Annotated in this window: 24 protein-coding genes and 1 tRNA gene; 17 read left to right on the top strand and 8 right to left on the bottom strand. The window is 63.1% G+C overall.

Annotated features, from left to right (window positions below; translation table 11 throughout):
• Positions 1-65: 65 nt before the first annotated feature.
• From paaX to paaN, 3 genes are all read right to left on the bottom strand, one after another.
• A complete protein-coding gene (gene paaX, locus ACVWSC_RS10325; RefSeq protein ID WP_442114286.1) occupies positions 66-989 on the bottom strand; it encodes a phenylacetic acid degradation operon negative regulatory protein PaaX in 924 nt (307 codons plus the stop codon).
• Positions 990-1,072: 83 nt separating this feature from the next.
• Positions 1,073-1,669, bottom strand: a complete 597-nt coding sequence (gene paaY, locus ACVWSC_RS10320; protein WP_442113538.1) for a phenylacetic acid degradation protein PaaY — start codon at positions 1,667-1,669, stop codon at positions 1,073-1,075.
• A gap of 10 nt (positions 1,670-1,679) precedes the next feature.
• On the bottom strand, positions 1,680-3,365 hold the full coding sequence (paaN, locus tag ACVWSC_RS10315) for a phenylacetic acid degradation protein PaaN (RefSeq protein WP_442113537.1): 1,686 nt from the start codon (positions 3,363-3,365) through the stop codon (positions 1,680-1,682).
• 402 nt (positions 3,366-3,767) lie between these two features.
• Here paaN and paaF point away from each other — a divergent pair, with 402 nt between their 5' ends.
• From paaF to paaZ, 15 genes are all read left to right on the top strand, one after another.
• A complete protein-coding gene (gene paaF / locus ACVWSC_RS10310) occupies positions 3,768-4,541 on the top strand; it encodes a 2,3-dehydroadipyl-CoA hydratase PaaF (protein WP_442113536.1) in 774 nt (257 codons plus the stop codon).
• 43 nt (positions 4,542-4,584) lie between these two features.
• Positions 4,585-5,376 (top strand): 2-(1,2-epoxy-1,2-dihydrophenyl)acetyl-CoA isomerase PaaG, encoded by a 792-nt coding sequence (gene paaG, locus ACVWSC_RS10305; RefSeq protein WP_442113535.1) that lies wholly within the window; start codon positions 4,585-4,587, stop codon positions 5,374-5,376.
• Positions 5,377-5,379: 3 nt separating this feature from the next.
• Positions 5,380-6,897 (top strand): 3-hydroxyacyl-CoA dehydrogenase PaaH, encoded by a 1,518-nt coding sequence (gene paaH, locus ACVWSC_RS10300; protein ID WP_442113534.1) that lies wholly within the window; start codon positions 5,380-5,382, stop codon positions 6,895-6,897.
• Positions 6,890-7,339: a hydroxyphenylacetyl-CoA thioesterase PaaI gene (gene paaI / locus ACVWSC_RS10295; protein ID WP_442113533.1), complete on the top strand. Its 450-nt coding sequence runs from the start codon at positions 6,890-6,892 to the stop codon at positions 7,337-7,339. The genes paaH and paaI overlap by 8 nt, the downstream gene beginning before the upstream one ends.
• Entirely contained in the window at positions 7,332-8,537 is a 1,206-nt protein-coding gene (gene pcaF, locus ACVWSC_RS10290; protein ID WP_442113532.1) for a 3-oxoadipyl-CoA thiolase, read from the top strand. The genes paaI and pcaF overlap by 8 nt, the downstream gene beginning before the upstream one ends.
• Positions 8,538-8,622: 85 nt before the next feature.
• Positions 8,623-9,930, top strand: a complete 1,308-nt coding sequence (gene paaK / locus ACVWSC_RS10285; RefSeq protein WP_442113531.1) for a phenylacetate--CoA ligase PaaK — start codon at positions 8,623-8,625, stop codon at positions 9,928-9,930.
• A gap of 249 nt (positions 9,931-10,179) precedes the next feature.
• A complete protein-coding gene (gene paaA / locus ACVWSC_RS10280) occupies positions 10,180-11,178 on the top strand; it encodes a 1,2-phenylacetyl-CoA epoxidase subunit PaaA (protein WP_442113530.1) in 999 nt (332 codons plus the stop codon).
• Positions 11,179-11,205: 27 nt separating this feature from the next.
• Complete coding sequence (gene paaB, locus ACVWSC_RS10275; protein ID WP_133216060.1) at positions 11,206-11,487, top strand: 1,2-phenylacetyl-CoA epoxidase subunit PaaB; 282 nt, start codon at positions 11,206-11,208, stop codon at positions 11,485-11,487.
• 10 nt (positions 11,488-11,497) lie between these two features.
• Positions 11,498-12,259 carry a 1,2-phenylacetyl-CoA epoxidase subunit PaaC gene (paaC, locus tag ACVWSC_RS10270; protein ID WP_442113529.1) on the top strand — a complete coding sequence of 254 codons (762 nt, stop codon included), beginning with the start codon at positions 11,498-11,500 and terminating at the stop codon, positions 12,257-12,259.
• A complete protein-coding gene (gene paaD / locus ACVWSC_RS10265; RefSeq protein WP_442113528.1) occupies positions 12,246-12,779 on the top strand; it encodes a 1,2-phenylacetyl-CoA epoxidase subunit PaaD in 534 nt (177 codons plus the stop codon). The genes paaC and paaD overlap by 14 nt, the downstream gene beginning before the upstream one ends.
• Positions 12,780-12,804: 25 nt before the next feature.
• Positions 12,805-13,881, top strand: coding sequence for a 1,2-phenylacetyl-CoA epoxidase subunit PaaE (gene paaE, locus ACVWSC_RS10260; RefSeq protein WP_442113527.1), 1,077 nt, complete (start codon positions 12,805-12,807; stop codon positions 13,879-13,881).
• Between the two features lie 108 nt (positions 13,882-13,989).
• Positions 13,990-14,298, top strand: coding sequence for a DUF485 domain-containing protein (locus ACVWSC_RS10255; protein ID WP_442113526.1), 309 nt, complete (start codon positions 13,990-13,992; stop codon positions 14,296-14,298).
• Complete coding sequence (locus tag ACVWSC_RS10250; protein WP_442113525.1) at positions 14,295-15,941, top strand: cation acetate symporter; 1,647 nt, start codon at positions 14,295-14,297, stop codon at positions 15,939-15,941. Before ACVWSC_RS10255 ends, ACVWSC_RS10250 begins: the two co-directional genes overlap by 4 nt.
• 21 nt (positions 15,942-15,962) lie before the next feature.
• The gene (locus ACVWSC_RS10245; protein ID WP_442113524.1) at positions 15,963-17,198 is read left to right on the top strand and encodes an OprD family porin; all 1,236 of its coding nucleotides are present in this window, start codon (positions 15,963-15,965) and stop codon (positions 17,196-17,198) included.
• Between the two features lie 41 nt (positions 17,199-17,239).
• Positions 17,240-19,294: a phenylacetic acid degradation bifunctional protein PaaZ gene (gene paaZ, locus ACVWSC_RS10240; RefSeq protein WP_442113523.1), complete on the top strand. Its 2,055-nt coding sequence runs from the start codon at positions 17,240-17,242 to the stop codon at positions 19,292-19,294.
• A gap of 82 nt (positions 19,295-19,376) precedes the next feature.
• Here the strand turns inward: paaZ and ACVWSC_RS10235 are convergent, their stop codons facing one another.
• Complete coding sequence (locus ACVWSC_RS10235) at positions 19,377-19,814, bottom strand: YajG family lipoprotein (RefSeq protein WP_442113522.1); 438 nt, start codon at positions 19,812-19,814, stop codon at positions 19,377-19,379.
• A 190-nt stretch (positions 19,815-20,004) separates the two neighbouring features.
• Positions 20,005-20,081: transfer RNA gene (locus tag ACVWSC_RS10230), tRNA-Val, on the bottom strand.
• Between the two features lie 187 nt (positions 20,082-20,268).
• On the opposite strand from ACVWSC_RS10230, the gene ACVWSC_RS10225 reads away from it, so the two are divergent.
• Complete coding sequence (locus ACVWSC_RS10225) at positions 20,269-21,552, top strand: NAD(P)/FAD-dependent oxidoreductase (protein ID WP_442113521.1); 1,284 nt, start codon at positions 20,269-20,271, stop codon at positions 21,550-21,552.
• Positions 21,553-21,571: 19 nt separating this feature from the next.
• On the opposite strand, the gene ACVWSC_RS10220 is transcribed toward ACVWSC_RS10225, so the two are convergent.
• Positions 21,572-22,315 (bottom strand): peptidase C39 family protein, encoded by a 744-nt coding sequence (locus ACVWSC_RS10220; RefSeq protein ID WP_442113520.1) that lies wholly within the window; start codon positions 22,313-22,315, stop codon positions 21,572-21,574.
• Positions 22,316-22,476: 161 nt separating this feature from the next.
• On the opposite strand from ACVWSC_RS10220, the gene ACVWSC_RS10215 reads away from it, so the two are divergent.
• Entirely contained in the window at positions 22,477-22,653 is a 177-nt protein-coding gene (locus ACVWSC_RS10215; RefSeq protein ID WP_165957359.1) for a hypothetical protein, read from the top strand.
• Positions 22,654-22,733: 80 nt separating this feature from the next.
• Here the strand turns inward: ACVWSC_RS10215 and ACVWSC_RS10210 are convergent, their stop codons facing one another.
• Both ACVWSC_RS10210 and ACVWSC_RS10205 read right to left on the bottom strand, forming a co-directional pair.
• The gene (locus ACVWSC_RS10210; RefSeq protein WP_442113519.1) at positions 22,734-23,483 is read right to left on the bottom strand and encodes a TerC family protein; all 750 of its coding nucleotides are present in this window, start codon (positions 23,481-23,483) and stop codon (positions 22,734-22,736) included.
• Between the two features lie 31 nt (positions 23,484-23,514).
• Complete coding sequence (locus ACVWSC_RS10205) at positions 23,515-23,754, bottom strand: hypothetical protein (RefSeq protein ID WP_442113518.1); 240 nt, start codon at positions 23,752-23,754, stop codon at positions 23,515-23,517.
• Between the last annotated feature and the right edge of the window lie 52 nt (positions 23,755-23,806).

Here is a 23,806-nt window from a genome sequence, read left to right as displayed (position 1 = left end):
CCGGGCGCCCATTCTGGCGCGCCCAGATTATTGCATTTTCACGTGATTCTTACACAACCAGTTGTCTATTTAAGCCCACCGAAGCGCCGATAGAAACTTTCTCCGACCTCCGGTAGCGGGCCGTCGGCGGTTTCCAGCGCGCTGCTCAGGTGCTCTTCGCCTTTGACACACACCAGACGGTAGATATTGCGGCACAGTTGCCGCGCCGCACGCCCTTCCCAGTCGCCGGGCAACAGTTCGTCAGGCAACTGTGGATCACGCAACAGCAGCTTGCGGTATTCATGAATGAGCAAGGTTCGGGCCAGGAAGCAGTCCATCGGCTGCAAGCTGTCCTGCTCGCGCAGCGCCTGCCACAAGGGCCGGAACAGCTGGATGAACTCGCTGTACTGCGCCGCCAGCGCTTCGATGTTCCAGCTCTCGCGCACCTGCATGCGCAGGGCCTTTGAGGCCAGTACATCCTGGGCGGCAGTTTCGAACAGGATGGTGTCTTCCAGTACGTCCAGGTCTTGCAGGGTCGCGGTGACATCGACGCGGTCGCAGCGCGGACAGGCGAGCATTACCGGTGAAATTGCACCAAAACCTTGCCACTCCAGTTCTTCGCGCACTTGTTTGCGCTTGTCTTGCGGCAGTTGCGTCAGCAGTGCCAGGGTCCAGGAACCATCCCAGGCCGGCAGTGCGGAACTGTAAACCCGCTTGAACGCCTTCTCGAAACGCCGCCGACCGGTGCCGGTGAGGCTGTAATAGCTGCGCCGGCCAACCTTCTCGGCGCTCAACCAGCCTTCTTTGGTCAGGCGAAAAATCGAGGTACGAATCAGCCGCTCGTTGATACCGATGGGCTCGAGCAACTGGATCAGGCTACCGAGCCATACCGTGCCGCCGTGCGGTTCGATGGCATCACCGTAGAGGGTGATGATCAGCGAACTGGCACGCAGCGGGGTCTGCTGTTGGAAACGGGTAATCAACTGATTGAGGGGCGCAAGAGACGTCATGACAAGACCGGGCATGGAGTTGCTGCGAAATATACCCCCTGAGCGCCAGGCCTGGCCATCGGCGCTGGCCTTCAGCGCTCGGCTCATTGCCCGGCCCCCTTGGGTCGCAAGGTGCTGGCACTGATCCGCGGACGGCCCGCTTCAACCTCTGGCAACGGCTCGCAAGCCACCAGCCCCTGCGCACAGCGCTGGGCCAGACGCTGGTATTCCTCAGTACCCGCGAGCTTCCAGGCCACCTCCTCGTCGCTGAGGCGTCGCTTGACCGCCGCCGGCGAGCCGAGCACCAGCGACTGCGCGTCGCAGGTGAAGCCGGCTTTGACGAAGGTGGTGGCGGCCACGAACGAGCGCGCGCCGATCTGCGCGTTATCCATGACCACCGCGTTCATCCCGACCAGCACATCGTCACCGATGCGGCAGCCATGCAGTACCGCGCCATGGCCGATATGACCGTTGCGCCCCACCACCGTGTCGCTTTCGGGAAAACCGTGCATCACGCAGGTGTCCTGAATATTGGCGCCCTCTTCCAGAACAATGCGCCCGAAGTCACCGCGCAGGCTGGCCAACGGGCCAACGTAGCAACCAGGACCAATAATCACGTCACCAATCAGCACCGCCGAGGGGTGCACATAGGCGCTGGGATGGACCACCGGGGTCAGGCCGTCAAGGCTATAGCAAGTCATGACAATGCACTCATTGGGCCGCGTGACGGCGGCTCTGGACGATAACGAAACGGCGGCTGACGAACGCGCCATCGCTGATCGAAGCATTGGCCGCCGGGTTGCCACCGGTGGCATGGAAGTCGCTGAAGGCCGCCGACTGGTTGACCAACACACCGCCGTCAAGGTTTACCGACAGCGCCACGGCAACGTCCTGCGCCAGTGTTTCGGCCTCGGCGAGGAAGCCTTCGTCGGTGGAGTACACGCCCAGGGTCATGGCGCCCTGGCTGGCGATCACTTCGCGGGCCAGTTGCAAGCTGTGCGCGCTGTCGTCGGTGGCGATGATGAAGGCGATCGGGCCGAAGCGCTCTTGTGAATAGGCATCGCGCTGCGCCGCATCAACTTTCAGCAGCAGCGGCGTGTGCACCCGCGCAGCCGGGAATTGCGGATGCTCGCGCACTTCGCTGTCGAGCACTACCTCGCCGAGCGCGCGGCAACTGTCGATACGCGCAGCAGTCGCCTCAGACTGGATAGCGCCGAGGACCGCACAGGCGCGGTCATTGTCGGCGAGAAAGCCTGTGATCGCTGCCGCCAAGGCCTCGGCCACTTGCGCGAAGCTCAGCTGTTCATCGCCATTGCGGATGCCGCCGCGCGGCACATAAATAGCCTGCGGGGTGGTGCACATCTGCCCGGAATACAGGCTGAGGGAGAACGCCAGGTTCTTGGCCACGGCCTTGAAGTTGGCGGTGCTGTCGATGATCACCGTGTTGATCCCGGCCTTCTCGGTGAAGACCTGGGCCTGCAGCGCGTTGCGCTCAAGCCACTCACCGAAGGCATTGGCGCCGGTGAAGTCGACCAGCTTGACCCGCGGATCCAGCGCCAACTGCTGTGCCACAGGCGCTTGCGGGGTATCGACCACCAGGCTGACCAGCGCCGGGTCGAAGCCCAGCTCGGCGAGCACCTCTTGTGCCACGTTGACGCTCATCGCCACCGGCAGGATTGCTGCCGGGTGCGCCTTGACCAGCACCGGGTTGCCGGTGGCCAGGCTGGCGAAAAGGCCCGGGTAGGTGTTCCAGGTCGGGAAGGTCGAACAGGCGACCACCAGCGACAGGCCACGCGGCACGATGTGCCAGCGCTTGTCCAATTGCAGCGGATCGAGTTTGCCCTGCGGCTTGACCCACTGCGCCGCCTGCGGCACCTCGGCCATCGCCCGCCAGGCATAGGCTACGGCCTCCAGGCCACGGTCCTGGGCATGCGCGCCACCGGCCTGGAAGGCCATCATGAACGCCTGACCAGTGGTGTGCATCACCGCATGGGCCAGGGTCGGGCTCAGGGTATTGAGGCGCTGGAGGATCTCCAGGCACGCGCCAACCCGCGCCTGCGGGCCAGCATCGCGCCAGGCCGGCAGCGCCTGCTGCTGACGCGCCAGCAACTGCTCGGCGTCGTACTGGGCGTAGCGCACCCCAAGGTCAAAGCCATAGGGCGAACGCTCGCCGCCAACCTCACTCACCGCCGCCGGGCCGTGCAAGGCGAACGGTCGATTGAGCAAGGCCTCGAATGCCGCCTGTGCACCTTCGACGGCTGCAGCAGGATAGTGCTTGAGCTGTTCGCTGTACGGCGACCAGTAGCCGCGCTCGGCAATTGCCTGCAGCGCGCGGTCGAGCGTCTCGCGGTGGTGGTCGAACAGTTCCAGCGCGGCATGGGTAGCAGTGGACGACATGAGTCAATTCCTCGAAAAACACACGACAAGGGCGAAAAGCTACAGAAAGCGATACGCGTAATTTGTTTTTCTGTATCACAACGCTTTTTTTGCTAGATGTAAAGAAATCTTGTATCGGAATTTTGCATCAAGTCGATGAATCCGCCTAAAACCCGGAAAAAAGCCTGCTAGAACGCCACTTTAGCAAGGCGTCGAGCACCTCTCCTACCCACCACGGCATGCCATGACAGCGCACAATAAGACACGCTATTGATATTTTTGGTTGTTGTTTTGTATCGCTTTGTGCGTATACTCGAAAAAATGCAGCCTGGCAGGCGCCCCCGACGGCGCTGCGCCAACGCGCTGCGACACCCAATAACGAGCCGGCTAACCAAGCCGTGCGTGCAGCCTGAGGAGCGTTCGATGCCTCGCACCCTTGCCGTCCTTGCCCCTGAAGCGGGCGTCCGCCTGATCACCCTGCAGCGCCCGGAAGCGCTGAACGCCCTGAACACCGAGCTGCTCGGTGAACTGGCGCTGGAGTTGGAACAGGCCGAACGCGATCCCGAGACCCGCGCCGTGGTCATCACCGGCAGTCGCAAAGCCTTCGCCGCTGGTGCCGACATTAAGGAAATGGCCGAACGCGACCTGGTCGGCATCCTCAATGACCCGCGCGTTGCCCACTGGCAGCGCATCGCCGCTTTCTCCAAGCCGCTGATCGCTGCGGTCAACGGCTTCTGCCTGGGCGGTGGCTGCGAGCTGGCGATGCACGCCGACATCCTTATCGCCGGTGAAGATGCGCGTTTCGGCCAGCCGGAAATCAACCTCGGCATCATGCCCGGCGCTGGCGGCACCCAACGTTTGCTGCGCGCAGTCGGCAAGTCGCTGGCCATGCAAATGGTGCTCACCGGCGAGGCCATCGATGCGCGCTTTGCCCAGCGTGCCGGCCTGATCAGCGAAGTGACCCAACCTGAATTCACGGTTGACCGTGCTATCGCCATCGCCCGGGTGATTGCCCAGAAGGCACCGTTGGCCGTGCGCCTGGCCAAGGAAGCGCTGCTCAAGGCACAGGACACTGACCTGGCCAGCGGCCTGCGCTTCGAGCGCCACGCTTTCACCGTGCTGGCCGGCACTGCCGACCGCAACGAAGGCATCGCCGCCTTCCAGGCCAAGCGCCGCCCCGAATTCACCGGCCAGTAAGCCTGGCCGCCCCTTCCCTGGTTATCCCTAGAGCGCCCCAGCCATGAATTTCCAGCACATTCTGTTTGCCATCGAGGACGGCGTTGCCAGCCTGAGCCTCAACCGCCCGGAACAACTCAATAGCTTCAACACGCTGATGCACACTGAAGTGCGCGAAGCGCTCAAACAGGTGCGGCACAATCCTGAGGTGCGTGTGCTGCTGCTGACCGGCGAAGGCCGTGGCTTCTGTGCCGGCCAGGACCTCAGCGACCGTAATGTCGCCCCGGGTGCCGACGCACCAGACCTCGGTCAATCCATCGAGCAGTTCTACAACCCGCTGATCCGTGCCCTGCGTGATTTGCCAATGCCGGTAATCTGCGCGGTCAACGGCGTTGCCGCTGGCGCCGGTGCCAACATTCCGCTGGCCTGCGACCTGGTACTGGCCGCACGCTCGGCAAGCTTTATCCAGGCCTTCTGCAAGATTGGCCTGATCCCTGATTCCGGTGGAACCTGGACCCTGCCACGCCTGGTCGGCAACGCCCGCGCCAAAGCGCTGATGATGCTCGGCGAGCGCCTGAGCGCCGAACAGGCCGAGCAATGGGGGTTGATCTACCGAGTGGTGGACGATGCCGAACTGCGCGCTGAAGCACTCAAGCTCGCGCGCCATCTGGCCACCCAGCCAACCTACGGCCTGGCGCTGATCAAGCGCAGCCTGAACGCCAGCCTGAGCAACAGCTTCGATGAGCAGCTCGACCTTGAGCGCGACCTGCAGCGCCTGGCCGGACGCAGCGAAGACTACCGCGAAGGTGTCAGCGCATTCATGGCCAAACGCACCCCCACCTTCAAGGGACGCTAAGTCATGAGCGCACTCAACCTCAGTACCGTCGTCGCGGTGATCGGTGCCGGCGCCATGGGCGCGGGCATCGCTCAAGTGGCAGCGCAGGCCGGGCACCCGGTAAAACTGCATGACGCCCGCCCCGGCGCCGCCGCCCAGGCCATCGACGGCATCGACCGCCAGCTCGGCAAGCTGGTAGAGAAAGGCAAACTCAGTGCCGAGGCGCGCGCCGCCACCGTGGCCCGTCTGCAGCCGGCCGACGCGATCGAGGCACTGGCCGACGCCGGTCTGGTGATCGAGGCGATCGTCGAGAACCTTGAGGTCAAGCGTGGCCTGCTGCGCCAGCTGGAGGCGCTGTGCAGCGCCGAGTGCATCTTTGCCAGCAACACCTCGTCACTGTCGATCACCAGCCTGGCGGCGGGCCTTGCCCACCCCGAGCGGGTCATCGGCATGCACTTCTTCAACCCGGCGCCGCTGATGGCGCTGGTCGAGATCGTTTCTGGCCTGGCCACGCCACGGGCACTGGCCGAGCGCCTGTACGCTACCGCGCGCGCCTGGGGCAAACAGCCGGTGCACACCAAATCCACCCCGGGCTTCATCGTTAACCGCGTGGCCCGGCCGTTCTATGCCGAAAGCCTGCGCCTGCTGCAGGAAGGTGCCGCCGACTGCGCGACCCTCGATGCCCTGCTGCGTGACGCTGGCGGCTTTCGCATGGGCGCCTTCGAACTGACCGACCTGATCGGTCATGACGTCAACTACGCGGTGACCTGTTCGGTATTCGCAGCCTATTACGGCGACTTCCGCTTCCAGCCCTCGCTGATCCAGAAGGAGCTGGTGGACGCCGGTCGTCTCGGTCGCAAGAGTGGTCATGGCTTCTATAACTACGCCGAAGGCGCCGAGCGTCCGCAGCCAGTCGAACTGAGCAGCAGCGCTGCGGTAAACAGCCTGGTAGTAGAAGGCAGCCTGGGTGTCGCCGAGGCGCTGATCCAACGCCTGCAGGACGCAGGCGTCAGCGTGGTTCGCCGTGACGGCTGCGGCCTCTTGCGAGTTGGCGATGCCGTGCTGGCGCTGTCTGACGGACGCCTGGCCAGCCAGCGTGCTCAGGATGACGGCTTGCGCAACCTGGTACTGATCGACCTGGCGCTGGACTATGCCAAGGCCAGCCGCCTGGCCATCGCCTGCGCCGCCGACACGTCCGACAACGCCCGCGACCAAGCCGTGGCCTTGCTGCAGCGCGCGGGCCTCAAGGTCAGTCAGCTCGCCGACCTGCCCGGCCTGGCCGTGCTGCGCAGCGTAGCCATGCTCGCCAACGAAGGCGCTGATGCCGTACTGCAAGGCGTCGGCAGTGCCGCCGACATCGACCTGGCGATGCGCGCCGGGGTCAATTATCCCCAGGGGCCACTGGCCTGGGCCGACAGCATCGGCCTGTCCGGCGTGCTGCGCACCCTGGAAAACCTGCAAGCCAGCTACGGCGAAGAGCGCTATCGCCCTTCCCTGCTGCTGCGCCGCCTGGTCGCCGAAGGGAGACGCTTCCATGACTAATCACCAAGCCTTGGACCTCGCCACCCGCTGCGCCGAAACCATGTTTGAGCGCGATACCGCCAGCCAACGCCTGGGTATCCGCCTGCTGTCGGTAGCCCCCGGCCAGACCACACTGGGCATGAGCGTGCGCGAAGACATGATTCAAGGCCATGGCACCTGCCACGGCGGCTACCTGTTTGCCCTCGCCGATTCGGCGTTTGCCTTCGCCTGCAACAGTTACAACGACGCCTGCGTGGCCATCGGCTGCAGCATCGATTACGTCGCCCCGGCGCAGTTGGGCGACACCCTCACCGCGTACGCCCGCGAACTGAGCCGCAGCGGGCGCACCGGCAACTACGACGTACGCATTGAAAACCAGCGCGGCCAGTTGATCGCCCTGTTCCGTGGCAAGTCCTACAAAGTGCGCGGCACCGTGCTGGCACAGGAGACCGTAAATGAATGATGCTCTGATCATCGACGCCATCCGTACCCCGATCGGCCGATACGCTGGCGCCCTGTCCAGCGTGCGTGCCGATGACCTCGGTGCGGTTCCGCTCAAGGCCCTGCAGCAGCGCCACCCGCAGCTGGACTGGAGCGCCATCGACGACGTGATCTACGGCTGCGCCAACCAGGCCGGTGAAGACAACCGCAACGTTGCGCACATGGCCTCGCTGCTGGCCGGCCTGCCCATCAGCGTGCCGGGCACCACCCTCAACCGCCTGTGCGGTTCCGGTCTGGACGCCATCGGCAGCGCCGCCCGTGCCATCCGCTGTGGCGAAGCCGGGCTGATGATCGCGGGCGGGGTTGAATCGATGTCGCGCGCGCCGTTCGTCATGGGCAAGTCCGAACAAGCCTTCGGCCGTAGCGCAGAGATTTTTGATACCACCATTGGCTGGCGCTTCGTCAACCCGCTGATGCAGGAGCAATTCGGCATCGACTCGATGCCCGAGACCGCAGAGAATGTCGCCGCCCACTTCAATGTCTCGCGTGCCGACCAGGATGCCTTCGCCCTGCGCAGTCAGCAAAAGGCCGCCGCCGCGCAAGCCAACGGCCGCCTGGCCAAGGAAATCGTGGCGGTAGAAATCCCTCAGCGCAAAGGCCCGGCCAAACGTGTCGAGCACGACGAACACCCACGCGGCGACACCACCCTGGAGCAACTGGCCAGGCTTGGTACGCCGTTCCGCCAGGGCGGCAGCGTCACCGCAGGCAATGCCTCGGGGGTCAACGATGGCGCCTGCGCGCTCCTGCTGGCCAGCCCGCAAGCCGCCGCCCGCCATGGCCTCAAGGCCCGTGGCCGGGTGGTGGCGATGGCCACTGCCGGCGTCGAGCCGCGGCTGATGGGCATCGGCCCGGTGCCGGCCACGCGCAAGGTACTGGAACTGGCCGGCCTGAGCCTGGCCGATATGGACGTCATCGAACTCAACGAAGCCTTCGCCGCCCAGGGACTGGCGGTATTGCGTGAACTCGGCCTGGCCGACGACGACGCGCGGGTCAACCCGAACGGCGGCGCCATCGCCCTCGGTCACCCGCTGGGCATGAGCGGCGCGCGCCTGGTCACCACCGCGCTGCACGAACTGGAAGAACGCCAAGGCCGTTATGCACTGTGCACCATGTGCATCGGCGTTGGTCAAGGGATTGCACTGATTATCGAGCGGCTCTGACACTTCAGCCACCTGGGGTTATTCTGCTCATCAGCACTCAAAGGCCTGCGTGCGGGCCCTGCACAAAAACAATTCGAGTGAAGCCATGAATATGCTTATCAACACGTCCCTGCTTGATCCGATGGAAACTGCGAGCATCGATCAATTGCGCCAGCACCAGCTCGATCGCCTGCGCTGGAGCCTCAAGCACGCCTATGAGAATGTACCGCTGTACAAGCAGCGCTTCGACAGCCTGGGCCTGCACCCGGACGACCTGAAGTCGCTGGAAGACCTCGCCAAGTTCCCCTTCACCGGCAAGAACGACCTGCGCGACAACTACCCGTACGGCATGTTCGCCGTGCCAATGGAAGAAGTCGTGCGCCTGCATGCCTCCAGCGGCACTACCGGCAAACCGACAGTGGTCGGTTACACCCAGAATGACATCAACACCTGGGCCAACGTCGTCGCCCGTTCGATCCGCGCCGCCGGCGGCCGCCGTGGCGACAAGGTGCAGATTTCCTACGGCTACGGCCTATTCACCGGTGGCCTGGGCGCGCACTACGGTGCCGAGCGCCTGGGTTGCACGGTAATTCCGATGTCGGGCGGCCAGACCGAGAAGCAGGTCCAGCTGATCCGTGATTTCCAGCCGGACATCATCATGGTCACCCCGTCGTACATGCTCAACATCGCCGACGAGATCGAGCGCCAGGGCCTCGACCCGCACAAACTGGCGCTGCGCCTGGGCATCTTCGGCGCCGAACCCTGGACCGCCGAGCTGCGCCGGGCCGTTGAAGAGCGCATGGGCATCACTGCCCTGGACATCTACGGCCTGTCGGAAATCATGGGCCCGGGCGTGGCCATGGAATGCGCCGAGAGCAAAGACGGCCCGACCGTCTGGGAAGACCATTTCTACCCGGAAATCATCGACCCGGTCACCGGCGCGGTACTGCCCGACGGCGAATACGGCGAGCTGGTGTTCACCTCGCTGAGCAAAGAAGCGCTGCCGATGATCCGCTACCGCACCCGCGACCTCACCCGCCTGCTGCCGGGCACGGCACGGCCGATGCGCCGGATCGACAAGATCACCGGACGCAGCGACGACATGCTGATCATCCGCGGAGTCAACGTGTTCCCGACGCAGATCGAGGAGCAGGTACTTAAAATAAAACAGCTTTCAGAGAACTACGAGATACATCTGTATCGCAATGGCAACCTCGACGGCATGGACGTCCACGTTGAGCTCAAGCATGACCTGCAAGGCCTGGATGCCGACCAGCAAAAGCTGATTGGCAATGAACTGAGCAAGCAGATCAAGACCTACATCGGTATCAGCGCGCGCGTGCTGATCCAGCCTTGCCATAGCCTGAAGCGCTCGGAAGGCAAGGCCTGCCACGTCTACGACAAACGCGCCTGAGCTCGACCCACTCCTCTTTCAGCCCCGCCTCGGCGGGGCTTTTTTTTTGCCCGGTGGGAGCGGGCTTGCCCCGCGATGCGGTGTGCCTGACAAACCGCGATCGCGGGGCAAGCCCGCTCCCACCGGCGATGTGATACAAAAATATTATGCGACACACAATTTTTTGTTTGATATTTGTTTTTGTATCATTTAAAAATACAGCCATGGCCAAGGCCTCCCGACAAACCTATAAAAGGCTGGAGACACAGCATGTACGCACAACTGGTTGAGACCGGCGTTAAGCGGGTCAAAGCGCTGGATGAGATGTCGCCCGAGGAGCGCGCCTTCCAAGAGAAGATCGACGCCGAGATCAAGATCGAAGCGAAGAACTGGATGCCCGACGCCTACCGGCAGACGCTGATCCGCCAGATCTCCCAGCACGCTCACTCGGAAATCGTCGGCATGCTGCCGGAAGGTAACTGGGTCACTCGCGCGCCAACCCTCAAGCGCAAGCTGCAGCTGATGGCCAAGATCCAGGACGAAGCCGGCCACGGCCTGTACCTGTACAGCGCAATGGAAACCCTCGGCGCCGACCGCGACGAAGAAATCGCCAAGCTGCACAGCGGCAAAGCCAAATATTCGAGCATCTTCAACTACCCAACCCTGAGCTGGGCCGACATGGGTGCGGTGGGCTGGCTGGTCGACGGCGCGGCAATCGTCAACCAGGTGGTGCTGCAGCGCACCTCCTACGGCCCCTACTCGCGGGCGATGATCCGTATCTGCAAGGAAGAGAGCTTTCACCAGCGCCAGGGCTACCAACTGCTGCTGACCATGATGCAAGAAGGCACCCAGGCGCAGAAGGACATGGTCCAGGACGCAATCAACCGCCTGTGGTGGCCAGCGCTGATGATGTTCGGCCCCAGCGACGAACACTCGCCTAACAGCGCCCAGTCGATGGCCTGGAAAATCAAACGCCAGGGCAACGATGAGCTGCGCCAGCGTTTCGTCGACCAGACCATTCCGCAACTGGAACTGCTGGGCTGCACCGCGCCAGACCCGGACCTGAAGTGGAACGAAGAACGCGGTCATTACGACTTCGGCGCCATCCAGTGGGAAGAATTCTACGAAGTGCTCAAAGGCAACGGCCCGTGCAACGCCGAACGCGTCGCCACCCGCCGCAAGGCCATCGAGGACGGTGCCTGGGTGCGCGAAGCCGCTGTCGCCCACGCCCGCAAAAAACAACAACAAGCCAAGCGCGACGCCGCTTGAACCGCCCCTGATCTGGAGAGTCCCGCCATGTCCGAATGGACCCTGTTCGAAGTGTTCGTGCGCAGCAAGCACGGCCTCAATCACAAGCACGTCGGCAGCGTACATGCTGCTGACCCGGCGATGGCCATCGAAAACGCGCGCGAGCTGTACACCCGCCGCAACGAAGGTGTGAGCCTGTGGGTGGTGCCGTCGGCGCTGATCACCGCCTCGTCGCCAGACGAAAAAGACCCGCTGTTCGTACCGTCGGAAGACAAGGTCTACCGCCACGCCAGCTTCTACGAGCTGCCGGCTGAAGTCGGGCACATGTGAGGCCATAGCCATGAACCAACACGATGACCTCATTCAATACCTGCTGCGCCTTGGCGACAGCGCCCTGATCCAGGGCCAGCGCCTGTGCGAATGGTGCGGCAAAGCCCCGGCACTGGAAGAAGAACTGGCGCTGATGAACGTCGGCCTCGACCTGGTCGGCCAGGCGCGCAACTGGCTGGACTACGCCGCCGAGCTGCTGGCTGACGGCCGCGACGCCGACGATCTGGCATACCGCCGTGACGAGCGCGCTTACCGCAACCTGCTGCTGGTCGAACAACCCAACGGCGACTACGCGGTCACCATCGTCAAACAGTTCCTCTACGACGCCTGGCATTTCCAGGTGCTGCACGCCCTGAGCAGCTCCAGCGATGAACGCATCGCCGGTATCGCCGCCAAGGCCCTGAAGGAAGTCACCTACCACCTGCGCCGCTCCGGCGAGTGGGTCGAGCGCCTGGGTGATGGCACCGAAGAAAGCCACAAGCGCATGCTGGCGGCCATCGACCAGGTATGGCGTTTCAGCGTCGAGCTGGTCAACGGCGACGACGTCGAGCAACGCCTGGCCGAGGCCGGTGTCGCGGCAGCAGCAGACGAGGTTGCCAGTGCCTGGCGCGCCAAGGTCGCCGATGTGTTCGCCCGTGCCACCCTGCCGGTACCGCCAGCGGCCAGTTACTTCTACCTGAGCGGCCGTCGTGGCCTGCACAGCGAACACCTCGGCATCCTCCTGGCTGAGATGCAGTTCCTGCCGCGAGCTTATCCCGATGCAACCTGGTGATCTGATTACCAGCGACCGCGGCGCGCGCCCGCTCCAGGCCAACGACCTGGCGCAGGCCTGGGCCGTGCTCGACGCGGTGATGGACCCGGAAGTGCCGGTGGTCAGCGTGGTCGAGCTCGGCATCGTCCGCGGCCTCGACTGGCAAGGCGGCCACCTGCATGTGGTGGTCACACCGACCTACTCCGGCTGCCCGGCCACCGAGGTGATCGAGCAAGACATCGCCACAGCGCTGGAACAAGCGGGCTTCGCCGCACCGCAACTGGAGCGCCGGCTGACCCCGGCGTGGACCACCGACTGGATCAGCGACAGCGGCCGCGAGCGCCTGCGCGCCTACGGCATCGCCCCGCCGGCCGGCAGCGCCAGCAAGCGCAGCCTGCTGGGTGAACGCTATGAAGTGTGCTGCCCGCAATGCGGCAGCGCACACACCGAACGCCTCAGCGAATTCGGCTCCACCGCCTGCAAGGCGCTGTACCGCTGCATCGAGTGCCGTGAGCCTTTTGACTACTTCAAGTGCATCTGAGCAGCGTGCTGCCGGAGACAAAAAAATGAGCAAGTTCCATAGCCTGAAGATTAAAGAAGTACGCCCGGAGACCCGCGACGCGGTGTCGATCGCCTTCGACGTACCGGCCGAACTGGCCAACGATTTCAGCTTTACCCAGGGCCAGCACCTGGTGATGCGCACCCAACTTGAAGGCCAGGAAGTGCGCCGCTCCTACTCGATCTGCACCGGAGTCAACGACGGTGAACTGCGCGTCGCCATCAAGCGCGTGCCCGGCGGGCTGTTCTCGGCCTACGCCAACGACAGCCTCAAGGCCGGCCAGAGCCTGGAAGTGATGCCACCGTCCGGACACTTCTACGTGCCGCTCGACCCGGCACACCAGGGCCACTACCTGGCAGTGGCCGCCGGCAGCGGCATCACGCCAATTCTGTCGATCATCAAAACCACTCTGGAACGCGAACCGCACAGCAGCTTCACCCTGCTCTACGGCAACCGTTCGAGCAACTCGGCGCTGTTTCGCGAACAGCTCGAAGACCTGAAAAACCGTTACCTGCAACGCCTCAACCTGATCTTCATCTTCAGCCGCGAGCAGCAGGACGTTGACCTCTACAACGGCCGCATCGACGCCGACAAGTGCGCCCAACTGTTCAGCCGCTGGCTCGACGTCAAGGCCCTCGACGCCGCCTTCATCTGCGGCCCGCAGGCCATGACCGAAACCGTGCGTGATCAGCTCAAGGCCAACGGCATGCCGGCCGAGCGCATTCATTTCGAACTGTTCGCCGCCGTGGGCAGCACGCACAAGCGCGAAGCACGCCAGGCCGCCGCCCAGATCGACAGCGCCAAGAGCCAGATCACCGTGATCAGCGACGGTCGCGAGCTGTCGTTCGAGCTGGCGCGCAACAGTGCCAGCGTGCTCGACGCCGGTAACGAACACGGCGCCGAACTGCCCTACTCGTGCAAGGCCGGGGTGTGCTCGACCTGCAAGTGCAAGGTGATCGAAGGCGAAGTAGAAATGGACAGCAACTTCGCCCTGGAAGACTACGAAGTGGCGGCCGGCTACGTGCTGTCCTGCCAGGCCTTCCCGATCAGCGACAAGGTGGTCCTCGACTTCGACCAGCTGTAAGCGCCACCGCCTGTGCAGGCGCTGCCCAGTGGCGGCGCCTGCACAGGCCGCAATGTGCTGTGCCCCGAACACACTGTCTCAACAATCATAAAAAGAGAGCGTGAACGCATGAACCTACAAGACCACGAACGTCTCCGGCAGCATCCGGACTTCATCCAGTTGGTGCGGCGCAAGCAGCGTCTGACCTGGACACTGACCCTGGCGATGTTGGCCATTTATTACGGTTTCGTGCTGGTGATGGCCTTTGCTCCCGGCGTGCTCAGCCAGTCGCTTAGCGGTGGCGCCACCAGCCTCGGCATTCCGGTGGCCGTGGCGGTGATTGTGCTGTCGTTCGCGCTCACTGCTTTCTACGTGCAGCAGACCAACCAGGTGCTCGACCCGCTGGTCGCGAAACTGCAGCAGGAGAGCCAGGCATGAAACGCTCTTCGCTCGTGTTGCTGACCACAGGCCTGGTGTCCAGCGGTGCTGCCCTGGCCGGCGAAACCGTTGCGCGACCTTTGAACTGGAACGCCATTGGCATGTTCCTGGTCTTCGTCCTGCTCACCCTTGGTATCACACGCTGGGCCGCCCTGCGCACCCGCTCGGCCAGTGACTTCTACACCGCAGGCGGCGGCATCAGCGGCCTGCAGAACGGCCTGGCAATTGCCGGTGACATGATCAGCGCCGCTTCATTCCTGGGCATCTCGGCGATGATTTTCATGGCCGGTTACGATGGCCTGCTGTACTCCCTGGGTGTGGTCGCCGCCTGGCCGATCATCCTGTTCCTGATCGCCGAACGCCTGCGCAACCTCGGCAAGTACACCTTCGCCGATGTGGTCTCCTATCGCCTGGAACAAAGCCCGATCCGCATCGTTGCCGCCGTCGGCACCTTGATCGTCGCGCTGATGTACCTGATGGCACAGATGGTCGGTGCCGGCAAGCTGATCGAACTGCTGTTCGGCATCAGCTACCTGCAGGCGGTCTTGCTGGTTGGCGTGCTGATCGTCTTCTATGTGACCTTCGGCGGCATGCTCGCCACCACCTGGGTACAGATCATCAAAGCGGTGATGCTGCTGTCGGGCGCCACGTTCATGGCTTACGCGGTGCTCAAGCACTTCAACTTCAGCACCGAAGCGATGTTCGCTGGTGCTGCTGCCGTGCATGCCAAAGGTCAGGCGATCATGGCCCCCGGCGGTTTGCTGGGTAACCCGATCGATACCATTTCGCTGGCGGTCGGCATGATGTTCGGCACCGCCGGCCTGCCGCACATCCTGATGCGCTTCTTCACCGTCAAGGACGCTCGCGAAGCGCGCAAGAGCGTGCTGTATGCCACCGGTTTCATCGGCTATTTCTATGTACTGCTGATTGCCATCGGCTTTGGCGCCATCGTTATCGTCGGTACCGACACGAGCTTCCGCGACGTCAACGGCGCCATTATCGGCGGCGGCAACATGGTCGCTGTGCACCTGGCCCAGGCCGTAGGTGGCAGCCTGTTCCTCGGCTTCATCTCGGCGGTGGCCTTCGCCACCATCCTCGCCGTGGTCGCTGGCCTGGCGCTGTCTGGCGCTTCGGCGGTGGCCCACGACCTGTATGCCTGCGTGATCCGCAAAGGCCAGGCCAGTGAGCGCGAAGAAATGCGCATGTCGCGCATCGCCACCCTGGTCATCGGTGTGCTGGCGGTGATTCTCGGCCTGCTGTTCGAGACGCAGAACATTGCCTTCCTGTCCGGCCTGGTGCTGGCCATCGCCGCCTCGGTCAACTTCCCAGTGCTGTTCCTATCGATGTTCTGGAAAGGCCTGACCACCCGTGGCGCGGTCGCTGGCAGCCTGGTTGGCCTGGCCTCTGCGGTGATCTTGCTGGTGCTGAGCCCGGTGGTCTGGGTCGGTGTGCTGCACCACGAGCACGCACTCTTCCCCTATTCGAACCCGGCCTTGTTCTCCATGACCCTGGCATTCCTCGGTGCCTGGGCGTTCTCGGTCACCGACCGTTCGCCTCGCGCAGAAGCCGAACGCGGCCGTTACCTGGCCCAGTTCATTCGTTCGATGACCGGCATCGGCGCAGCCGCCGCCAGCCGCCACTGATTCAACGGAAGCATAAAAACAATGATCGATTTCCGTTCCCCTGCGCCGCTGCTGGCGGCGCTTGGCCTGGCCATCTCACCGCTGGCCATGGCTGACTTCATCAAAGACAGCAAAGGCACCCTGGAGCTGCGCAACCATTACCTGAACCGCGACTTCCGCCAAAGCGGCGCGCCGCAGGCCAAGGCCGCGGAATGGGGGCAAGGCTTTACCGCACGGCTTGAGTCCGGCTTCACTGAAGGTGCTGTTGGCGTAGGCGTCGACGCCATCGGCCAACTGGGTATCAAACTGGACTCCAGCCGCGACCGGCGTGGCACCGGCTTGCTGCCTTTCGGCCCGAACAGCCACGAACCGGTGGACGACTACAGCGAGCTGGGCCTGACTGGCAAACTGCGTGCTTCCAAAAGCGTGCTGCGGGTCGGCACCCTGCAGCCGCTGCTGCCGGTGGTTACCTATAACGACACCCGCCTGCTGGCGTCGACCTTCCAGGGTGGCATGCTCACCTCGCAAGAGTTCGACGGCCTGACCCTCAACGGTGGCCGCCTGACCCGCGTCAACCTGCGCGATTCTTCCGGCCGCGATGACATCGGCTACGGCGCCGCCACCAGCGATGCCTTCGACTTTGCCGGCGGCAGCTACGCGATCAACCCGCAACTTGCCGTCAGCTACTACTACGGCAAGCTGGAAGACATCTACCGCCAGCACTTCGTCGGCCTGATCCACACCCTGCCCCTGGGCGGCGGCTTCAGCCTGCGCAGCGACCTGCGTTACTTCGACAGCAGTGAAGACGGCCAGCGCCGCGCGGGGGTCGTCGATAACCGCAACTTCAACGGCATGCTCAGCCTCAGCCACGGCGGCCATCGTTTCAGCGTGGCCGGGCAGCGCATGTCCGGCGACAGTGCCTTCCCGTTCCTCAACGGCGGCGACCCCTACTCGGTCAACCTGGTGACCTTCAACACCTTCACCCGTGCCGAGGAAGACGCCTGGCAACTGCGGTACGACTACGACTTCGCCGCCCTCGGCGTACCGGGCCTGAGCTTCATGACCCGCTACGTCGACGGCAGCAACGCCCGAACCAGCGGCGGCGATCACGGCGAAGAGTGGGAACGCGACAGCGACATCGCTTACGTCGTGCAAAGCGGCCCGCTCAAGAACGTGAGCCTGCGCTGGCGCAACGTCACCTTCCGCTCCGGCAACGGGCTGACCACCGACGTTGACGAGAACCGCCTGATTCTCGGCTACACCCTGGCCCTCTGGTAGGGCTTGCGGTGCGGCCACCCCGACACCTTGGAGAGTTTGTAATGATCAACACCCCTACCCTGCAAAGCTTCATCGGTGGCCGCTGGATCGGCCAGCACGGTGCCCAGTCGCTGCGCAGCGCGATCAACGGCCAGCCGCTGGCCTGCACCCACGAAGAAACCCTGGACTTCGCCGAAGCCGTCGCCCATGCCCGTCAGCGCGGCATCGCCGAACTGATGGCGATGGACTTCCAGCAGCGCGCGGCGCGCCTCAAGGCCCTCGGCAAGTTCCTGCTCGAGCGCAAGGAACAGCTGTACGCGCTGTCCCACCACAGCGGTGCGACCCGTGCCGACAGCTGGATCGACATCGAAGGCGGCGCCGGCACCCTGTTCGCCTACGCCAGCGTCGGCAGCCGTGAGCTGCCGTCCGGCAACGTCGTGCATGAAGGCCCGGTCATTCCCCTGAGCAAGGGCAACACCTTTGCCGGCAGCCACATCCTGGTGCCGCGCGGCGGCCTGGCGGTGCACATCAACGCCTTCAACTTCCCGATTTGGGGCATGTTGGAAAAGTTCGCACCAAGCTTCCTCGCCGGCATGCCGTGCATCGTCAAACCGGCCTCCGCCACCAGCTACCTGGCCGAAGCGGCCGTGCGCCTGATGGACGAATCCGGCCTGCTGCCCGCCGGTAGCCTGCAACTGATCATCGGCGGCACCGGCGACCTGCTCGACCGCCTGCAGGGCCAGGACGTGGTGACCTTCACCGGTTCCGCCGACACTGCCGCCAAGCTGCGCGTCAACGCCAACCTGGTACGCAATTCTGTACCGTTCAACGCCGAAGCCGACTCGCTGAACTGTGCGATCCTGGCGCCGGAAGTCACCCCGGACGACGAAGAGTTCGACCTGTTCGTCAAAGAAGTCGCCCGTGAAATGACCACCAAGGCCGGGCAGAAGTGCACCGCGATTCGCCGCGCCATCGTGCCAGCCAAACACCTCGACGCCGTTGCCGAGCGCCTGCGCGATCGCCTGGCCAAGGTTGTGGTCGGTGACCCGTCGGTAGAAGGCGTGCGCATGGGCGCACTGGCCTCGCACGCCCAACAGGCTGACGTCGCCGAGCGCGTCGAAGCCCTGCTGCAATCGAGTGACTTGCTGTTCGGTGCCCGCGACGGCTTCGCCCCGCGCGGCGATGGCGTCAACGAAGGTGCGTTCTTCGCCCCGACCCTGCTGCGCAGCCGTGACCCGCACGCCGAAGGTGGTGCGCACGACATCGAAGCGTTCGGCCCGGTCAGCACCTTGATGGGCTACGACGACCTCGACGAAGCCATTGCCCTGGCCGCCCGCGGCAAAGGCAGCCTGGTTGCCAGCCTGATCACCAAAGACCCACGCGTTGCCGCCAAAGTGGTGCCTGCCGCTGCAGCGCTGCATGGTCGTCTGCACATCCTCGATCGCGAATCGGCCGCCGAATCCACCGGCCACGGCTCACCACTGCCGCAACTCAAACACGGCGGCCCGGGCCGTGCGGGCGGCGGCGAAGAGCTTGGCGGTCTGCGTGCAGTCAAGCACTACCTGCAGCGCACCGCGGTCCAGGGTTCGCCGAGCATGCTGATGGCGGTTACCGGTGAATATGTACGCGGTGCCAAGGTTTACGAAAGCGAAGTACACCCGTTCCGTCGTCACTTCGAAGACCTGCAGATTGGTGAATCGCTGTTGACCCACCGTCGCACCGTGACAGAGGCAGACCTGGTCAACTTTGGTTGCCTGTCGGGTGACCACTTCTACATGCACTTCGACGACATCGCCGCCAAGGACTCGCAGTTCGGCAAGCGTATCGCCCACGGCTACTTCGTGTTGTCAGCGGCTGCCGGCCTGTTCGTCTCCCCTGGCGTTGGCCCGGTGCTGGCCAACTACGGCCTGGACACCCTGCGCTTCATCACCCCGGTGGGCATCGGCGACACCATCCAGGCGCGCCTGACCTGCAAACGCAAGATTGACCAGGGCAAAGTCAGTCCGAAAGGCGAGCCACAAGGTGTAGTGGCCTGGGACGTTGAAGTGACCAACCAGAACGGCGAGCTGTGCGCCAGTTACGACATCCTCACCCTGGTGGTCAAGCGCAACGCTTAACGCTTCGGTAGGAGCGGGCTTGACCCGCGATTGCAGTGTGCCAGTCACATCGCATCGCGGGGCAAGCCCGCTCCCACCGGGGTTAGATCACATTGGCACAAAACAAGTCGTGATTGCCGTCTGCAGCACTACCGCGCACCACCAGGGCAAAGTTGCCCGAGCGCAGACTATCGAGTGACAAGGGTGCGACCTTCACCAACTCCATGCCAGAGCCATGGAGATCTGACCGCACGGTTTGATTCATCGAGTAAGCTGGCTTTTCACTCAGACCGCCGCACCCGCCCGCGTAGAGGTAGGTGTAGAGACGAGCAGGAATTGTCGTTGAATCAGGCACACCACTGACAGCGATCCGGATTTCCGTCTTGCTGCCCATCGCCACCAGGCTGGCATGAGCGATCTGCCCGGCGTTGTCCTGAGTTGCATTCAGCGGGAGGCTGACCCGTTGATGATCAGGCCCTGTAGCACAACCTGAGATCCATCCGGCTGCCATCACCAGCGCCAGTGAAGATAGCATCTTCATTGTAGGACTCCTTACAAGCAATACGCATGAAAGTTATCCCCCTGTTAATTCTAGCGGTGCTGTCTATACAGGCTGTTCTTCGGATAGCCGGTCCTTGAGAGAGGGGCAAGCCCGCTCCCACAGGGGAAACCAAAAAAGGCGACCCTTTCGGATCGCCTTTTTGGTACCGCCAGCAGGGGCGGATTTGATTTGGTAGGCACAATTGGACTCGAACCAACGACCCCCACCATGTCAAGGTGGTGCTCTAACCAACTGAGCTATGTGCCTGCTGTGAGGCGGCATTCTACGGATTCAACAAATCGTGTCAACTCTTTTTTTCACGCTAAGCCACTGAATCTTAAAAATATTTGTGAAAAGCCGGAGTAAAGGATTTTCAACAGACGACTAGCGGGTGTTTATTATTATTGATAGCATCGGTACAGTCGTAAAAAATATAAAACAGAGGTTTCGCAGCATGGCCAATACCCCCTACCCTCAGTCCTACTACGCCGCATCGGCCAATCCGGTACCGCCGCGCCCGGCGCTGCAGGAAGAGGTACAGACCGATGTCTGCGTGATCGGCGCCGGCTATACCGGTCTGTCCAGCGCTTTGTTCCTGCTGGAGAATGGCTTCAGCGTGACCGTACTGGAAGCCGCCAAAGTCGGTTTCGGTGCCTCTGGCCGTAACGGTGGCCAGATCGTTAACAGCTACAGCCGTGACATCGATGTCATCGAGCGCACTGTCGGCCCCAAGCAGGCACAACTGCTCGGTCAGATGGCCTTCGAAGGTGGTCGCATCATTCGTGACCGCGTCGCCAAGTACAACATCCAGTGCGACCTCAAAGACGGTGGCGTGTTCGCCGCCCTGACCGCCAAGCAAATGGGTCACCTGGAGTCGCAAAAGCGCCTGTGGGAACGTTTCGGCCACACCCAGCTGGAACTGATGGACCAGAAGCGCATCCGTGAAGTGGTCAATTGCGACCAGTACCTGGGCGGTATGCTCGACATGAGCGGCGGCCACATCCACCCGCTGAACCTGGCCCTGGGCGAAGCCGCTGCGGTCGAGTCGCTGGGCGGCAAGATCTATGAGCAATCGCCAGCCGTACGCATCGAGCGCGGTGCCAACCCGGTGGTCCACACCCCACAAGGTAAAGTACGCGCCAAGTTCGTCATCGTTGCCGGTAACGCCTACCTTGGCGGCTTGGTACCAGAGCTGGCTGCCAAGTCCATGCCGTGCGGCACCCAGGTGATCACCACCGAGCCGCTGGGCGAAGAACTGGCACGCAGCCTGCTGCCACAAGACTACTGCGTCGAAGACTGCAACTACCTGCTCGACTACTACCGCCTGACCAGCGACAAACGCCTGATTTTCGGCGGTGGCGTGGTGTACGGCGCGCGTGACCCGGCGAACATCGAAGCGATCATCCGTCCGAAGATGCTCAAGGCTTTCCCGCAGCTCAAAGACGTGAAAATCGATTACGCCTGGACCGGTAACTTCCTGCTGACCCTGTCGCGTCTGCCGCAGGTTGGCCGTTTGGGCGACAACATCTACTACTCCCAGGGTTGCAGTGGCCACGGCGTCACCTACACCCATCTGGCGGGCAAGGTGCTGGCCGAGGCCCTGCGCGGTCAGGCCGAGCGCTTCGACGCCTTTGCCGAACTGCCGCACTACCCGTTCCCGGGTGGCCAGATGCTGCGCGTACCGTTCAGCGCCCTCGGTGCCTGGTACTACAGCCTGCGCGACCGTCTGGGCTTCTAAGCGCTACTCGCCCGCGCCGTCACTGCCCCAGGGCACTGACGGCCTGGCGGGCCGCTTGTTCCTGGCCCGCCTGGGCCAGGTCATTGGCCGCCTTCAGCCAACGCTGACGGTCAACTTCAGCCGGCAACTGGCCCGGCTGCTGCACCAGCACTGCCCAACTCCCCTGCTTGTTCCAGGCTGATGTGAAGTCGTCAAAATCCATCAGCAGCCGTCGATTGTTTCCTGCCCGCAGCAACACCCGCTGCTTGTAACGGTCGTAGCCGACCAGCAAGGCATAACGCGGCTCACCCCAGAACCCCGCCCCTTCCTCGAAACGCAGCAACACTGGGTTGCCTGCGGCCACCTGGATCAGCAAGGCGTTGAGCTTTGGCTCCAGCGGATAAACCACCATGCCGTACTGGCGGGCAACGTCCTGCATTGCGCTCTGCAGTTTGTCGATACCCTGCGGTAGGCCCAGGGGTTGTTCGAGCAAGCCTGGGGTAATGCGCACGCCCTGTTGCGACAGGATCGCCGCCAGGGCCATCGGCGCGCTCTGGTTGGCATTGCCGCGATAGAAGGGTACTGAACCGATTTCCACCCGTTGCGCCAGGCCTTTGATCGGCGCGGGAGGCTGGCTCGCACAACCGGCCAAGGCCAGGGCCAATGTACAGGCCACCAGCAGGCGCTGCGGGGCAATTGCAGAAAACGTGATAGACAGTGGCAGCATGAACACTCGCTTGTGCTGATGCCCGGCAGACAGCGCCCGGCCCTGGGGTGCGATCATAGGCCGGCAAGCCGCGTGGGTATAGAGCGAAGGCGTCTTAGAACAAAGCAGTGCAAAGGGCTAGACTATCGGTCAATAGCCTGCAACTTGGCGTGGGCTAGACTCTAGGGGTGTCCGCGTGGCCAGCATCTAGGGCTGGCCAGGGACCTGAGGAGGCATACATGAGCCTGACAATGGCCATTCTCATGCTGGTAGGCGCCTGGCTAAGCGTCGCCGCCGCCATGCTGTGGGGCGTGCTGCGGATTGCCCGCCGCCACCACCCGCACCATACCTTGCCGAAAAAAACCACCGAGGCAGTACCGACGCGGCGTAGCCGTCGGCATGCTCAAGCGCATTGATTGATCGTTAAAAGCATCGCGGGGCAAGCCCGCTCCCACCAGGTTCCCCCTGTGGGAGCGGGCTTGCCCCGCGATTTACATCAACCCTCAGCCGCTTCGCGCTTGATCCGCGCCCGGCGCGCCATGATGTTCAGCGCTTCGATCGCAGTAGAGAACGCCATCGCCGCATACACATAACCTTTCGGTACGTGGGCGCCGAAGCCTTCGGCGATCAGGGTCATACCGATCATGATCAGGAAGCCCAGGGCCAACATCACCACGGTCGGGTTGTCGTTGATGAACTTGGCCAGCGGGTCGGCCGCCACCAGCATCACGATTACAGCACTTACTACAGCAATGATCATGATCGGCAGGTGCTCGGTCATGCCCACGGCGGTGATGATGCTGTCGATCGAGAAGACGATGTCCAGCAACAGGATCTGACCAATCGCAGCCGCGAAGCCCAGGGTGACGGTGGAGCTCGCCTTGGCTTCTTCCTTGGCACGCGGGTCGACGCTTTCGTGGATTTCAGTGGTCGCCTTCCACAGCAGGAACAGGCCACCGGCAATCAGGATCATGTCTTTCCACGAGAACGCATGGTCAAACACCTCAAACACAGGTTCGGTCAGTTGCACGATCCAGGCGATGGTGCTGAGCAGACCCAAGCGCATCACCAGCGCCATGCTGATACCGATACGACGCGCCTTGGAGCGGTATTCCTCGGGCAACTTGTTGGTCAGGATAGAGATGAAAATCAGGTTATCGATGCCCAGCACGATCTCCATGGCCACCAGGGTGGCCAGGGCTACCCAGGCGGTCGGGCTTGCAGCGAGTTCCAACAAGTATTCCATGAATCATTCCTGCATCGAGGTAAGGGGTGGGTCAGATTTCTTTGCTGCTGTCGTCGCGTTCGGGTTTAGCGGCCTTTTCGCCCTCCGAACCCGTGGCTTCGCTCAGGGCCTGCTGGGCAGCTTCGTTGGTTTTATCGATGGCTTCCTTGGCAGACTCTGCCGCCTGGTTGAGCACCTGCTGGGCAGACTTCTCCGCCTGCTCGCAGCCGCTCATGGCAAACAGGGCCAACAATAACACCAGGGGTGTTCCGATGGATTTCAGGTACAGCATCTGTGGTTCTCCGTATCGATGATCAGCGCCCAGTCAGTGGCACCGTGATGGC

The sequence above is a fragment of the Pseudomonas sp. NUPR-002 genome (assembly GCF_056322725.1).
The sequence above is the reverse complement of the archived record's forward strand: the minus strand, read 5'-3'. Positions and strand labels throughout refer to the sequence as shown.